General features: G+C 61.2%; 8 protein-coding genes, 1 tRNA gene and 1 pseudogene. 5 read left to right on the top strand and 5 right to left on the bottom strand.

Translation table 11 applies throughout. The features are described from left to right. Positions 1 to 16 precede the first annotated feature (16 nt). From AAG092_RS09500 to AAG092_RS09490, 3 genes are read right to left on the bottom strand one after another with little or no spacing between them, the layout of a single operon-like run. Positions 17 to 3,166: an efflux RND transporter permease subunit gene (locus AAG092_RS09500; protein ID WP_373389477.1), complete on the bottom strand. Its 3,150-nt coding sequence runs from the start codon at positions 3,164 to 3,166 to the stop codon at positions 17 to 19. Further along, a complete protein-coding gene (locus tag AAG092_RS09495) occupies positions 3,163 to 4,623 on the bottom strand; it encodes an efflux RND transporter periplasmic adaptor subunit (RefSeq protein ID WP_373389476.1) in 1,461 nt (486 codons plus the stop codon). The genes AAG092_RS09500 and AAG092_RS09495 overlap by 4 nt, the downstream gene beginning before the upstream one ends. Then, entirely contained in the window at positions 4,620 to 5,882 is a 1,263-nt protein-coding gene (locus AAG092_RS09490; RefSeq protein ID WP_373389475.1) for a TolC family protein, read from the bottom strand. The genes AAG092_RS09495 and AAG092_RS09490 overlap by 4 nt, the downstream gene beginning before the upstream one ends. Positions 5,883 to 6,544: 662 nt before the next feature. On the opposite strand from AAG092_RS09490, the gene AAG092_RS09485 reads away from it, so the two are divergent. The 5 genes and pseudogenes from AAG092_RS09485 to AAG092_RS09465 all read left to right on the top strand — a co-directional run bounded on the left by AAG092_RS09485 (position 6,545) and on the right by AAG092_RS09465 (position 10,720). Next, positions 6,545 to 7,273 (top strand): helix-turn-helix transcriptional regulator, encoded by a 729-nt coding sequence (locus AAG092_RS09485; RefSeq protein ID WP_075751201.1) that lies wholly within the window; start codon positions 6,545 to 6,547, stop codon positions 7,271 to 7,273. A 276-nt stretch (positions 7,274 to 7,549) separates the two neighbouring features. Then, positions 7,550 to 7,765: pseudogene (locus AAG092_RS09480) on the top strand (topoisomerase DNA-binding C4 zinc finger domain-containing protein); the annotation flags it as partial. Between the two features lie 22 nt (positions 7,766 to 7,787). After that, positions 7,788 to 8,414: a hypothetical protein gene (locus AAG092_RS09475; RefSeq protein ID WP_075750119.1), complete on the top strand. Its 627-nt coding sequence runs from the start codon at positions 7,788 to 7,790 to the stop codon at positions 8,412 to 8,414. A gap of 2 nt (positions 8,415 to 8,416) precedes the next feature. Further along, the gene (locus AAG092_RS09470) at positions 8,417 to 9,025 is read left to right on the top strand and encodes an HNH endonuclease (protein ID WP_075750117.1); all 609 of its coding nucleotides are present in this window, start codon (positions 8,417 to 8,419) and stop codon (positions 9,023 to 9,025) included. Positions 9,026 to 9,569: 544 nt separating this feature from the next. Further along, positions 9,570 to 10,720 (top strand): IS3 family transposase gene (locus AAG092_RS09465; RefSeq protein ID WP_125841855.1). Its coding sequence is split into 2 segments (ribosomal slippage): positions 9,570 to 9,813 and positions 9,813 to 10,720, totalling 1,152 coding nucleotides; the frame shifts between segments, so codons are not numbered across the junction. Positions 10,721 to 11,047: 327 nt separating this feature from the next. Here AAG092_RS09465 and AAG092_RS09460 read toward each other — a convergent pair. Both AAG092_RS09460 and AAG092_RS09455 read right to left on the bottom strand, forming a co-directional pair. After that, positions 11,048 to 11,124 (bottom strand) — tRNA-Ile (locus tag AAG092_RS09460). A gap of 17 nt (positions 11,125 to 11,141) precedes the next feature. Next, positions 11,142 to 14,873, bottom strand: coding sequence for a bifunctional diguanylate cyclase/phosphodiesterase (locus AAG092_RS09455; RefSeq protein ID WP_373389474.1), 3,732 nt, complete (start codon positions 14,871 to 14,873; stop codon positions 11,142 to 11,144). Positions 14,874 to 14,880 lie beyond the last annotated feature (7 nt).

Raw genomic sequence — 14,880 nt, 5'->3', positions numbered from 1 at the left:
GCCCGGGTTTGTAAAGCTATAGCTCCTGCGGTGCGCGAACCTTCTGTGTACGCTGCCTTCGCATCAGCCAGTAGGCGGCCGGCAAAACCAGCATGGACATCAGCGGCGCGGTAATCATGCCGCCGACCATGGGCGCGGCGATGCGCTTCATCACCTCGGAACCGGCACCACCGCCCCAGAGGATCGGCAGCAGGCCGGCGATGATCACGGCCACCGTCATCACCTTAGGCCGCACGCGCAGCACTGCACCTTCACGAATTGCCTCCAGTAGGGCCGGATCACCGCTGCGCCCGGAATCTATACGTGCATGCCAGGCATTCTTCAGGTACAGCAGCATGATTACCCCGAACTCTGCCGAGACGCCGGCCAGGGCAATGAAGCCCACGCCGGTGGCGACCGAGAGGTTGAAGCCGAACCAGTAGAGCAGCCAGATGCCGCCCGATAGGGCGAAGGGCAGGGTTGCCATGATCAGTAGGGCCTCACCGAAGCGGCTGAAGGTCAGGTAAAGCAGCACGAAGATAATCAACAGAGTCGCCGGCACCACCCAGGCCAGCCGCGCATTGGCGCGCTCGAGGAATTCGAACTGACCGGAGTAGGAGACGGTCATGCCGGCGTCGAGTTGTACCCGCTCGGCGACGCGTTGCTGCAACTCGCGCACGGTCGATGCCAGGTCGCGCCCACGTACATCGACATACACCCAACCGGACAGACGCCCGTTCTCGCTGCGCAGCATTGGTGGCCCTTCGGTCAGACTAACCTGGGCGACGGTGCCCAAGGTGATCTGCTGGCCGGCTTGCGTGAGGATCGGCATACGCCGTAGTGCCTGCGGACTATCTCGCCACTCCTTGGGATAGCGCAGGTTGATCGGGAAGCGGGCCAGTCCTTCAACCGTCTCACCAATATTGCTGCCGCCGATGGCGCCCGATACCACCGCCTGCACATCGGCGATGCTCAGGCCATAGCGCGCCGCGGCCAGTCGATCGATCTGGATGTCCACGTAACGGCCGCCAGTAAGGCGTTCTGCCAAGGCCGAACTCACCCCAGGCACCTCTTTGGCCACGGCCTCGATATCGCGCGTTATGCGCTCGATGTCGACCAAGGAGGTTCCGGACACTTTCACCCCAATGGGGCTCTTGATCCCCGTCGCCAGCATGTCGATGCGGTTGCGGATGGGCGGCACCCAGATATTGGACAGCCCCGGAACTTTTACCGCGCGATCCAGTTCCTCGATCAGCTTTTCGGGTGTCATCCCCGCGCGCCATTGATCGCGTGGTTTGAACTGCACCGTGGTCTCGAACATTTCCAGCGGTGCTGGATCGGTGGCGGTCTCTGCTCGCCCGGCCTTGCCGAATACCCGTGCCACTTCGGGCACCGTGAGGATCATCCGGTTGGTTTGCTGCAGCAGCTGGGTGGCCTTGCTGGCCGGCAAGCCGGGCAGGGCTGATGGCATGTACAACAAGTCGCCCTCGTCCATCGGCGGCAGAAACTCTCCTCCGAGTCTGCTGAGGGGCCAGAGACTGGACAAAAACACTAGCAAGGCCAGCGCTAGGGTCACCTTAGGCCAAGCCAGCACCCACTCCAGCACCGGCCGGTATGCACCGATCAGCCAACGATTCAAGGGGTTCTGTTGTTCGCTGGGGATATGCCCACGAATCCAGTAGCCCATCAGCACCGGTACCAAGGTGATCGAGAGGCCAGCAGCGGCAGCCATGGCATAGGTCTTGGTGAATGCCAGCGGGCCAAACAGGCGACCCTCCTGGGCCTCCAGGGTGAAGACCGGGAGGAAAGACAGGGTGATGATCAAAAGGCTGAAGAACAGCGCCGGCCCGACCTCGGCCGCAGCTTCGCCGATCACCCGCCAGTGCGCCTCGCCCTGAAGCGGTTCACCGGGGTGTCGAGCCTTCCAGGCCTCGATGTGCTTGTGCGCGTTCTCGATCATCACCACGGCGGCATCGACCATGGCGCCGATGGCGATTGCGATCCCGCCCAGCGACATGATGTTGGCATTGACGCCCTGGTAGCGCATGACGATGAAGGCCATCAGGATGCCCAGGGGCAGGGTGATGATCGCGACCAGCGACGAGCGCAGGTGCCAGAGGAAGATCAGGCAAACCAGGGCCACCACCGCGAACTCTTCCAGCAGCTTGTAGCTGAGGTTATCGATGGCGCGGTCGATCAATTGCGAACGGTCATAGGTGGTGACCACCTCGACGCCGGCCGGCAAGCTGCCCTTCAGGCTGTCCAGCTTGGTCTTCACCGCGGCGATGGCATCGCGGGCATTCTTTCCGGAGCGCAAGATGACCACGCCGCCTACCACTTCACCCTGGCCATCCAGCTCGGCAATGCCACGACGCATCTCTGGCCCCAGCTGAATGGTGGCCACCTGACCCAGCAGCACCGGAACTCCGCTGGCCGAAGCCCGCAGCGGCACATTGCGGAAATCCGCCAGGCTCTCTAGATAGCCTGAAGCCCGCACCATGTACTCGCGCTCTGCCAGCTCCAGGATGGCGCCGCCGGTTTCCTGATTGGCGCTCTTCAGCGCCGCTTCGACCTCCTGCTGAGTTACCCCATAAGCCACCAGCTTCTGCGGATCGAGCAGCACTTGGTATTGCTTGACCATGCCGCCGAGGGTGGCCACTTCGGCTACGTTGGGCAGGCTCTTGAGTTCGTACTTGAGGAACCAGTCCTGCAGTGCCCGCAGCTGGGCAAGATCATGCTGGCCGCTGCGGTCGACCAAGGCGTACTGGTAGATCCAGCCCACGCCGGTGGCATCCGGCCCAAGGGTGGTGGTAACACCCTCGGGCAGGCGTTCCTGCGCCTGGTTGAGGTACTCCAGCACCCGCGAGCGCGCCCAGTAGAGGTCGGTGTCGTCCTCGAACAGCACGTAGACGAAGGAGTCGCCGAAGAACGAGTAGCCGCGCACCGTCTTCGCCCCCGGTACCGAGAGCATGGTTGTGGCCAGTGGGTAGGTCACCTGGTTCTCGACGATCTGCGGTGCCTGTCCGGGAAAGCTGGTTCTGATGATGACCTGGGTGTCAGATAGGTCCGGCAGTGCATCCAACGGCGTGTTGCGCAGCGACCAGAGGCCCAGGGCGGTGATGAACAGGGTGGCCAGCAGTACCAGGAAGCGGTTGCCGATCGACCAATGGATCAGGCGCGCGATCATGGCTGGTCTCCTTCCTTGCGGAGCTGCTCGATCAGCAGGCCGGAGTTTGTCTGACGTGCGGCGATGCGTACGTGATCTCCTGGCTTAAGTCCCACAGCTACTTCGGAGCTGACCAGAGGAAAAGCCATGGTCATACCGGGCATATTCAGGCTCTCGAAGGGGCCATGCTCCAGGGTGACTTGTTTCCCGTCCAGTGCGCGAATAACGCCGTGAGACACATGCAGCCCCTCCGTGCTGTCCTGTTCTGCATTGCCGGCCAGGATGCCCTGCAGGCTGGCTTCCGAATCGATGAGGAACTGGCCGGAGGTAACGACCGCCTGACCTTCCTCAAGACCGGAAAACACCTCCAGACGCCCATCGGCCTCGCGGCCCAAGGTGATTTCCTGGGGGCGGTAGCGTCCGTCGCCTTCGGCCAGCATCACCAATGCACGCTTGCCGGTGCGAATCACGGCTTCACTCGGCACAAGAAGCGTGGATTGTTCGACGGCACTGTTCAGGCGTACGGCGGCGAACATGCCGGGGCGCAACTTACCGGCAGGGTTGGGTAGCTCGCTGCGTACCGTGAGCGTGCGCGTTTGCGGATCGGCACTCGGCAGCAAGGCTATGACGCGGCCCAGCAGCGGTCGATCAGGAAAGGCCGTCAGGTTGGCGCGGATCTCGTCCCCGACCTGGATACTTCCGGCCATGGCCTCGGGTATCGCCGCATCGAGCCAGACACTGGATAGCCCGTTAATCAACGCCAGATCCTGCCCGGCTTCGACGGTCATCCCGGCGCGTACCTGCAAGGCTTGGAGCTCGCCGCTGATAGGTGTGGTGAGGGTTTGCACCGCCCGTGGTTTGCCGCTGTGGCGGACCTGCTCGATCAACGTTTGAGGCATGCCAAGCAGGCGCAGGCGCTCTTGGGCCGCACTTATCAAGCGAGTGTCAGCGGTACGCAGTACCGCCAGGAACTCCAACTGCGCGGCGGACCATTCGGGAATCAGCAGGTCGACCAGGGGGGCTCCGGCAGGCAGCACATCGCCCGGGGCGCGACCGTAAACCCGCTCGACGAATCCGCCGGCGCGGGCCTGGAGGTTCGCCACTTCTCGCTGGTTATAGGCCAGGGAACCCACCGCCTCGATATCCGAGGGCAGTACACCTCGGATCACCATCGAGGTTCGCATTCCGAGGTTCTGCACGGCTTGAGCGGGGATGCTCAGGACAGACGGATCCTGCTCGGATCCTGCGTATTTAGGGACAAGTTCCATATCCATGAAAGGTGACTTGCCCGGCTTATCGAAGCGCTGCTCAGGCTGCATCGGGTCGTACCAATAGAGCACCTTGCGCTCGTCCGTCGGTGCGGAGCTAGGCAGGATCTCGTGTTTGGCTTGCCGCTGGGCCAGCCAGTAGCCACCGCCCGCCGCGCCAATGCCCACGGCCAGCAAGGCGACCGCAAAACCAAATGCCGATATCTTCATTTCAGTCCCTCCACATAGGCGTAGTACAGGCTTGCGGAGAGCTGGCTCAGCTTGCGCTGCTGTTCAATCTGCCGTAGCTGAGCCTCGATCAGGTCGCGCTGGGCGGTGAGGACGGATGTCAGCTGGCTGTTGCCGGCCTGGTAAGCGGCAAGTTCGAGATCGGCACGTTTGCTTGCAAGCGGGATCAAGGTTTTTTCGGTGCGTGACAAGGTCCTGCGCAGTTGCTCAAGCTCGGCAATACCGCCTTCCAGCTCAGCCTGATGGGCGCGCAGTAATGCTTCCTGCTCGGCTTCCATCTGCGACACGCTTTGTTGTCTGGCGTTGATCTTGGGCCCCTGACGTGTGCCTACGAACAACGGCAGGTCGAACGTGAATTGCACCATCACCATATCGCCGAACTGGTTGTCGCGATTGTTGTAGGCAAACTCAACACCCCAGTCGGGGGTCTTCTCGGCGATGGCCTCGTTCAGCTCGGCGCTAGCCTCGCCGACTCGGGCGGAGGCAGCGCGCAACTCAGGGTGTGAGGCAATGCGTTGCTGCAGGTGCGGTGCCACCAGGTTCAGATTGGGAACATCTCCTTGCAAAGGCTGGTCAGCCTCGTTGCCTATCCAGCGGCGCAGCTTGGCACGAGCTACTGCCACATCGCGATTCAGTTCATCTCGCCGATCTTGTAACGCCAAAGCTTCCTGGTCGGCCTGCAACAGCTCGCCAGGCTGAGCACTACCGCCGGCAATCAGCGATTGCACGGTCGAGCGGAGCATCTCGATCTGACGGTCCAGTTGATCGAAGAGGCCAACACTGCGTTCGGCGTAGTACACGTCCAGCCAGCTCACTGCCGTCTGGCGCTTGATTTCCAACTGCATGGCACGCTGCTCGGCCTCGGCCCGCGTCATGGAGGCTTCGGCCAGTTGGCGACGGGCCAGACGCTTGTCGCCGTTTGGTACCTCCTGCATGAGTCCAATGCGGCGCATGGTCATGGAGTCACGATTAAGTGTGTAACGGTCAGGGCCTTCGATCGGCAGGTTGTCGAAGCCTATAATCAGCTTGGGATCGGGCAAGGCGTCTGCGGGCCCTACAGCCTGCTGTGCCGATGCCACCTGCGCCTGGCGCGCGAGGTTCTCAGGGGCACTCTGTTCGGCCAGAGCTTGGGCTCGTTCGAAGGTTAGGGGCTGTGCCTGCGCGGCAAGCCAGGGAGCTGCCCAGAATGCGGCAGCCAACACGCCGAGATAGCCACGGCGTGGAAAAAGGAAAGCGGACATGCTTTCGCCTCCAATGCGATTGATCGAGGTCGCAGCTACGAAACGTGGTCGCGACGATGCGCCTGACTGTAAGGCGCGGGATGATCACGGCATTAGACGAAACGAGGAGGGCGCCAGAGTCCTGCGGGCTCTCGCTTAATCACCGACTGGGTCAGCAATATCTCGGGGCGTGAGGGGAGAGGGGATATGCTCTTGATCACGGTGGTCTGGAGAAGTCCTCCGGTCTTGCATTCCTGGCCGGATTTGCAGGGGGACTTATTGGCCACCCCATCAGACGTGTCCATTTGCTCGCAGCACGGAGCATCGACCATTGCATGGCCCTGATGATCGGCGCTCTGCATCGGGCAAGGTTGTGCCGGCATGCTGAAAGCCACACCGCCGAAGGTCGGCAGCACGAGGCTAACAATCAGTACCAGAACCAATCCAATTCGACGCACGATGATTCACCGAACAAGGCGATAGTGCGACGATAGCAAATTGCTCCGAAGCAGGAGTGCTTCTTTCGACCACTGCAGCACTTCGTTGATCTCGATCAAATTAGAGGATCTGCAAGGCTTCCTCTGTGGACAGGCAGTCCTGTTCGCTACGAAGCATAGTCGTGGTTTCAATGACAGAGCGACAGGCAGAAGAGCATGGCGCGAAAAAAGCCGAGGGAGTGTCAGGTGATTGCAACGCAGGGTGTCCGCTGGCATGGCAAGGCCTGGGTCTCTCCAGGGTTTGGAGTATTTTCGGGGCAGGCCGGTCATCATGATTGGCACTGCCACATGGCTCACCAGATCACCATCGGAATAACCAATGACTTGACCGTGACCACCCCCGACAGCAGTGTCACGGCCCGAGCTATCTGTATCCAGGCAGGCGTAACTCACCGAATCGAAGCGGTGGAGGTTATTTCGATTTACCTTGACGCCTTGTCTGAGGAAACACAGGTGTTCAATGCCGCTACGAACATCTTGCCTATCGATGCACAAAACATTTCGACTCTGCAAAGACTGTTGGCAACTCCCGATATCTCAGCACAACAAATGCGAGGAGCGGTTCGCCAATTTCTTAATCTCACCGATCTGCCGATAATCGATCCACGGCTGCAGCTTGTCCTTAAAGCCTTGAGCAAACCCGCTAATGGCAGGCAAGAGTTGGCCGATCTGATCCACCTTTCGCCGACTCGCTTTTCTCATTGGTTTGTTGAACAGACCGGGTTGCCATTGCGCAGTTATCGTAAGTGGCTTCGTCTGGTCGCTGCGCTGCAACACATTACGGAAGGCCGAAGTTTGACCGTGGCTGCTCATACAGCAGGATTCTCGGATGCGGCGCACTTTTCTCGAACCTTCCGCAGCTTATTTGGCCTCGATCCGTCTTCGGCCTTGAGCCAGGTAAGTCTTAGCAGCTGAGATCAGCTTTTTCGTTCAAGCCAGCAGCGCAGAAGCAGCTTAACGTTATGGTCATCAAGGGGGGCGCACGATGACCAATTGCCTCAGGTTCATGATTCGCTGGTTCAGCTATCCAGTTATTTTTGGTGGTACGGCGGGTTGGATGATCTGGATGCTTTACAAAGGCTTGCCATATTGGCCCGGCACAGCCCTCATTGCCGTAGTCGGAATTATTCCGGTCGCCATCTTGGAGTGCCTGCAGCCATTCCGGAAGAGCTGGCTTGCCGGCCACCAAGACACACTGACCGACCTGCTTCACATGATCGTAAATCTGTCTGTCATCCAGTTCACCGCCGCGATCCTGGCTCGGCTGGGCGATTGGGTGAACGCCAGTGCCCCAAATGCGGTAGTGCGTTGCTAGTGCGCACAGTGAAAAGCGGCCCCAAGGCCGGCCAGCAGTTCTGGGGCTGCAGCGCCTTCCCCAAATGCCGAACCATACAGCCCCTTAACTGATTCATGCGATGGAGTCCGCACGATGCCTCTGCAAAACCGAATGAACCCGATGGGGCAGTTGCATGGCGTAAAGGCCAGAGGCCTGCTGATGGGGAATCGTGGTCAGTTGCACAATGCGGCACGCGAGATCGTGCGCCCCTGGAAACTGAACCGCTGGATCACCTGCGCTTTGGAGTATCAGGGCATCAAGCGTGAGTTGATGGCGTCCAACAGCTACACCGAACTATTCTTTCTTGATGAGCCTACCAGCTATGCCGCTGGGCACCGCCCCTGTGGTGACTGTCGCAAGGATCGCTACAAAGCCTTCAAGGCCGCCTGGGCCAAAACCTTTCCGGATCAGGATCGGTCTGCCGCCGGGATCGACAAGGTTCTGCAGGCCGCTCGCATGAACGCCGATAACAGCCAGCGTACCTGGCAAGCGAGTCTGGCAGGCCTTCCGGAGGGCACGATGGTTGAGCATGAAGGTCAGCCGGTATTGCTCTGGCGCGGACGTCAGTGGTGCTGGGGTTTCGACGGCTACAGCCCGCTTCCTCAGCCTATGACTAGCGATGTGGTGACCGTGCTGACTCCAGTGTCAATCGTGGCGCTATTCAAAAATGGCCTGGGTCCAGAGTTGCTGGTGCATCCCTCTGCTGAGGTGGAGTGCTAGGGATGAGAAACTGCTTTCGTGAGTCGATTCCGGAAATCCGAGATACCTCACGCTATCTGGATGCAGCCGTTTCTGCGCATCTCACGGGCCATCGGGAGCTGGCGTCGGCTCTGTTCAAACTGGCTGATTGCGACACGAACAGAGCCTGGCTGGAGTCCATCTGGGGTGCCAAGAGCGCTTATGTGAAGCTGACGCCTCTGCTTGATCAGCCGCTTGATCCTGCCCTGCGAGTGCAGTCGCGCATGCCGAGCAAAACGCAGATGGCTGAGCTGCATGCGCGCGATGGCTATCACTGCCGCTATTGCGGTATACCCGTGATCCGCCCCGAGGTTCGCAAGAAGGCGTGCCTGCTGTACCCCGAGCAGGTTACCTGGGGCTCCGCCAATGTTTCACAGCACGCGGGTTTCCAAACCCTCTGGGCGCAGTATGACCACGTGCTGCCCCATGCCTACGGCGGCACCAATGATCTGGATAACCTGGTGGTGAGTTGCGCGGCCTGCAATTTCGGCAAGATGTCTTACCGGCTGGAAGAGCTGGGTTTGGCTGATCCGCGTGAACGACCTCCTGTGCAGTCGCAATGGGATGGCCTTGAACGCCTGCTTAGCGCCTGAGCCAATCTAGCTTTGGGATATTGCCTATAGCTTTGGGTGTTGGCGATTAACTTTCCAGTTGATCCGTTCGGCAAGGATCTAGCTAGCGCCCAAGTCGCTAAAGCAGTGCGCGGTAGCGCACTGCTCAGGTCACTTATCCGTGTTCCAAAATAGGAGCAGACAAAGGCTGCTATGTCCCTCGTGGGTCGCTTTGGAAAGGCAGTGTGGTTATTCGCCTCGCGAGGTGCGATGGCACCTCGATTCGTCCCACCACCCGCCCACGGCCAAAAACTGCAGGCTGCTTCGGTTGGCGAACTTTTGACAAGTCAGCGTCCTGAGCAGGTCTGATATGCAATTTTTGACCAGCCCCAGATCGACGGTTCCCATAGACGCTGATGGATTCTATGGATTGGTGCCCCATCATGTAAGCGATGGCCTCATCGCTCTCGCCGGAGGCTTTTAGGGTTGAGCCCAGTTGGTGGCGGAAGCTTTTCAGGGTTGGGTGAATCGACCCTAGTTTCGTAGACACCTCCGTGCCTCATAATACGACCCATTAGGAGGTGTCATGAGCAACCCGCGTTATCCCGAAGAATTCAAAATCGAAGCAGTCAAGCAGGTGACCGAGCGAGGTCTTCCGGTTGCTGAGGTAGCTGCTCGTCTGGGCATGTCGACGCACAGCCTGTATGCCTGGGTAAAGCGCTACAGCAAGCCCCAAGAGCAGCGAGCGCAAGAGGACGACCAGCAAGCTGAGCTACGTCGTCTGCGTGCTGAACTCAAGCGCGTGACCGAAGAGCGAGACATCCTAAAAAAGGCCGCCGCGTACTTTGCCAAGGAGTGCGGCTGAAGTACGCCTTCATCAATCAGCTATCCGCAGACTATTCGGTTCGTCGTCTGTGCCTGACTCTGAAAGTACATGCCAGCGGTTACTACGCCTGGCTGGCTGAACCGAAGTCAGCACGAGCCAAGGATGATCAACGTCTGCTTGGTCTGATCAAGCACTCGTGGCTAGAGAGCGGTGGTGTGTACGGCTACCGCAAAATTCATGACGACCTGCGTGAGCTTGGAGAGGCGTGCGGCAAGCATCGCGTTGCTCGACTGATGCGCCTGGAAGGACTGCGCTCGCAGACAGGGTACCGGCGTCGACCGGGCCGTTATGGTGGCAAGCCTCCAGTGGCCTCACCGAATCATCTGGAGCGCCGATTCAATGTCACCGAACCCAACAGGGTCTGGGTCACGGACATCACCTACATCCGCACTTATGAGGGCTGGTTGTATTTGGCGGTGGTACTAGACCTGTTTTCGCGGCAGGTAATCGGTTGGTCAATGAAGCCGCAGATGACCAGCGACCTAGCTATTGATGCCTTGCTGATGGCGGTTTGGCGACGCAAGCCAAAGCAGGAGGTGATGATTCACTCAGATCAGGGGAGCCAGTTCAGTAGCGGCGACTGGCAGAGTTTCCTGAAAGCCAACAACTTGCTTGGCAGCATGAGTCGACGTGGCAACTGCTATGACAACGCGGTAGCGGAAAGCTTTTTCCAGCTGCTGAAGCGGGAGCGGATCAGGCGAAAGATCTACAGCACCAGGCAGGATGCTCGCGCTGATGTGTTCGATTACATCGAGATGTTCTACAACCCAAAACGCCGGCATGGTTTCAACAACCAGCTGTCACCGGTAGAGTTTGAGAAGCGACATTTACTGAGCCTGGAAAGTGTCTAGGGAATCCGGGGCGATTCAGTGTGTTGCTGCGGGAGAGTGCGACAGCTCAAGTGAGTCGCAAACGAGGTGCGGCAATACTCACTGCGTGTCGCGCTTCCGGCAATACGCAGCTCCTTTCTCCGGCCTGAACACCTAATCCCGTACCCGTTTGGGCGGTAGCACAAGCCCATTGGCGTGCTGCCTGGGTGTCGAGCTGCGAGCTAAAGCGCTCGTTTCGTTCCGTCGCAGCAAAAAAGAAACGGTACGCAAAACGGTACGCAAATTTTTTATCGAGCCCATAAACGAAAAAAGGCCAGCACGGTGGCTGACCTAAGTCGTTGTTTTATATGGTGGGCCCACACGGACTCGAACCGTGGACCAAAGGATTATGAGTCCTCTGCTCTAACCGACTGAGCTATAGGCCCTCAGAAGGAGCGGCGGATTATACCGACGCCTTTTCCGTGCTGCCAATCGCCAGCGGCCCGAGGAAATTATTGGCGAAGGCCTCGGCGTCGAGGGGGCGACTGACCACGTAGCCCTGGATCTGCTCGCAACCTTCGCTGGTGAGGAAGATTTCCTGGGCCTTGGTCTCCACGCCCTCGGCGATCACCGTCATCTGCAGGCTGCGCCCGAGGGCGATGATGGCGCGGGTGATGGCGGCATCGTCCGAGTCGCCGGGCAGGCCGCGGACGAAGGATTTATCGATCTTCAGGATGTCCAGCGGCAGGCGCTTGAGGTAGCTGAGCGAGGAGTAGCCGGTGCCGAAGTCGTCGATGGCCAGCTGCAGGCCCAGCTCCTTGAGCTCGTGGAGGATCACCAGCGCCTCTTCGGCCTGGGTCATGATGAAGCTTTCGGTGATCTCCAGTTGCAGCTTGTCGGCGTTCAGGCCGAAGTCGCTGAGGGTGCCGGCGATGCGCTCGGTTAGCTGGGCCTGGCGCAGCTGGCTGCCGGACAGGTTGACCGACAGCGGGCCGAAGGGGGCGTGGCTGTCCTGCCAGGCACGCATCTGCCGGCAGGCTTCCTGCAGGACCCAGTCGCCGAGCTGGAGGATCATGCCGTTGTCCTCGGCCAGGGGGATGAAGCGGTCCGGCGGGATATCGCCGAACACCGGGTGGCTCCAGCGGATCAGCGCCTCGGCGCCGACCAGCGTGCCAGTGCTCAGGCACAGCTTGGGCTGGTAGTGCAGGCTCAATTCATCGCGTTCGATGGCCCGGCGCAGTTCAAGTTCCAGGGTCATGCGCTCGGTGGCCTGGAAGGTCAGGCTGCGGGTGTAGAACTCGACGCGATTGCGGCCTTTGGCCTTGGAGCTGTACATGGCCGCGTCGGCGTTCTTGACCAGGGTGGCGACATCGTTGCCGTCCTCGGGGAACAGGCTGATGCCGATGCTGGCGCTGATGAAGAACTCGTGTCCGTCGGCCTGGAACGGTGGAGTGAAGCAGGCCAGCAGCTTGGTCGCGACGCGTTCGGCGTCGCGTGGCTGGTGCAGACCGGGCAACAGCACGATGAATTCGTCGCCACCCAGGCGGGCCACGGTGTCGATGTCACGCAATTGTTCACGCAGGCGCTGGGCGATGCACTTGAGCAGCTGGTCGCCGACCGGATGGCCGAGGCTGTCGTTGATGTGTTTGAAGCGGTCGAGGTCGAGGAACAGTACGGCGCCGCGCTGGTGGTCGGTGCGCACATCGTTGAGTGCCTGCTCCAGGCGGCTCTCGAACAGCATGCGGTTGGGCAGGCCGGTCAGCGGGTCATGGTGGGCCTGGTAGTCGAGGCGGTCCTGGGCGTGCTTGAGCGAGCTGATGTCGGCGAACACGCCAACGAAGTGGGTGGTCTGCCCGCTTTGGTCGCGGACGGCGCTGATGGTCAGCCATTCCGGATACAGCTCGCCGTTCTTGCGCCTGTTCCAGATCTCGCCCTGCCAGTGGCCTTCGGCTGCCAGCTGGTGCCACATGGCGGCGTAGAAGGCGCTGTCGTGCTTGCCCGACGCCAGCAGGCGCGGGTTCTGGCCGAGGGCCTCGGTCTCGCTGTAGCCGGTGATGTCGCTGAAGGCACGGTTGACTGCGGTGATGCGCTGCTCCAGGTCGGTGATCATCACGCCCTCGGCGGTGCTCTCGAACACCGTGGCCGCCTGGTGCAGGCGCTCCTGCATCTGTTCGCGCTCGGTAATGTCGCGGGCGATGGTCAGCATGCAGGGCTCGTCGTCGATCAGGATCGGTTGCACGGTCAGGTCGCCGAGACGGCGCTGGCCGTCGCGGGTGTTGATCCAGGCGCGGAAGTCGTGCAGCGCGCCGTGCTCGCTCACATGCTCGATCATCTGCTGGCGATCATGCGGATCGGCCCACAGGCCGATCTCCAGGGTGCTGCGGCCAGCTACCTGGTCGATGGCGTAGCCGGTGATGCGGGAGAAACCGAGGTTGGTCTCGAGGATCACGCCGTCGCGCAGTCGAGTGATCAGCAGGCCGTCTGGCGAGGCATGGAAGGCCTTGGCGAACTTCTCCTGGGAGACTTTCAGTTGCTGCTGCATTTGCTTCAGTTCGCTGATATCGCGTACCGCCACCACCAGTGCCGGCTGCTCGTCGAGGACGATGTGCCGGGCCGAGATCAGGCCGGTAAAGCGCTCGCCATTGCGTCGCCGGAAGGGCATCTCGAAATTGTTCAGCACCTCTCGCTGCAGGCGATCGAGCAGCTGCGGGCCGATGCCCTGTTCACCCCAGATATCCAGTTCGGTAGCGGTCTTGCCCACGGCCTCGGCGGCACTGATGCCGAGCTGCTGCTCGAAGGTTCGGTTGACGGTCAGCAGCACACCATCCTGGCGGCGGGCGATGACCAGGATGTCCGGGCAGTTGTGGAACACCGAGGCGAACTTTTCCTCGGAGAGGCGCTGCGCCTGTTCGGCCTGCTTGGCGGCGCTGATGTCGATCATCAGGCCGCGCAGCAGCAGCGGCCCGTCGCTGTGCACCAGGGTGACGATGTCGCGAATCCAGACGACTCGGCCATCGGCGGTCAGCATCCGGTAGTCCAGGCTATGGTCGCGACCGGCCTGGGTTTCCGTCAGGCAGTAGCTCTGTGCCCGCTCGGCATCTTCCGGGTGTAGGGTGCGTTGCCAGAAGCCTGGTTGCAGCCAGTCGGCCTGAGGGTAGCCAAGCAACCTCTCGGCATGCGGGGAGACATAGGTGAAGCAGTAGTCGGACAGGCGCATCTGCCAGGCGATCGCGTTGAGGCTCTCGACCAGGCCGCGATAATGCTGCTCGCTGTGGCGCAGCTGTTCTTCCAGGGCCTTGCGATTGAGCATTTCCTGGCGCAGGCGGCGATTGCCGCGCAGCACCACGGCCAGCACGATCAGCGCCAGCAGCAGGGCGGGGCCGCCATACAGCAGGATCTGCCGCCACAGCTGGCGGCGATCGAGCACGCCGCCGACCCAGGGCTCCTGCAGGGCGGTGACTTCCGCCGGGCTGAGGTCGGCGAACAGCTTGTCGAGGATACCGATCAGCATGGCCTGGTTCTTCGGCGCGGCCATGGCCAGCTGGTAGCGGTAGGGAGTCTCGCCGCTCACCGCCAGGCCCTCCAGCTTGAGCTGGCGCAGGCTCCAGACGCTGGAGGCGAGGTCGCCGACCATGGCGTCGGCCTGGCCAGTGGCCAGTGCCTGCAGGGCTGCGCCGACGCTGGGCAGGGGCAGCAGGTTGAGGTCGGGGTGGCGGCTGCGCAGCAGTTCGTGCGGCGCGTAATCCTGGACCACCGCGATCTTCAGGCCGTATAGGTCGGTCAGGCGGCGTGGTTGCGGACCGCGACTGTGGGCGAGGATGACGATGGGGAAATCCAGGTAGGGGCGGGTGAAGATCAGGTCGCGCTGGCGCTCGGGGGTCGACATCACCCCGGGCAGCAGGTCCAGCTGGCCGCTCCTGGCGCTGTGCAGCACCTCGCTCCAGCTCTTCGGTTCGACGGGCTGCATGCGCAAGCCCAGGCGTTCTTCGATCAGGCGCACGTAGCCGGCGCTGAGGCCGTCGTACTGGCCCTCGGCATTGCGGAACTCGAAGGGAGGCCAGGAGGTGTCGATGCCCAGGCGGATCTCCGGGCGAGTGGCCAGCCAGGCCTGCTCCTCCTGGCTGAGCTCAAGCGCAGCCACGGGCCATGCACAGCACGCCAGACACGACAGGAGAATGGCCAGCAGACGCGACATGCGGCAG

Source organism: Pseudomonas alcaligenes (assembly GCF_041729615.1).
GTDB lineage: Bacteria > Pseudomonadota > Gammaproteobacteria > Pseudomonadales > Pseudomonadaceae > Aquipseudomonas > Aquipseudomonas alcaligenes_B.
Note: the sequence above shows the minus strand (reverse complement) of the source record. Positions and strands in the feature narration are given on the sequence as shown.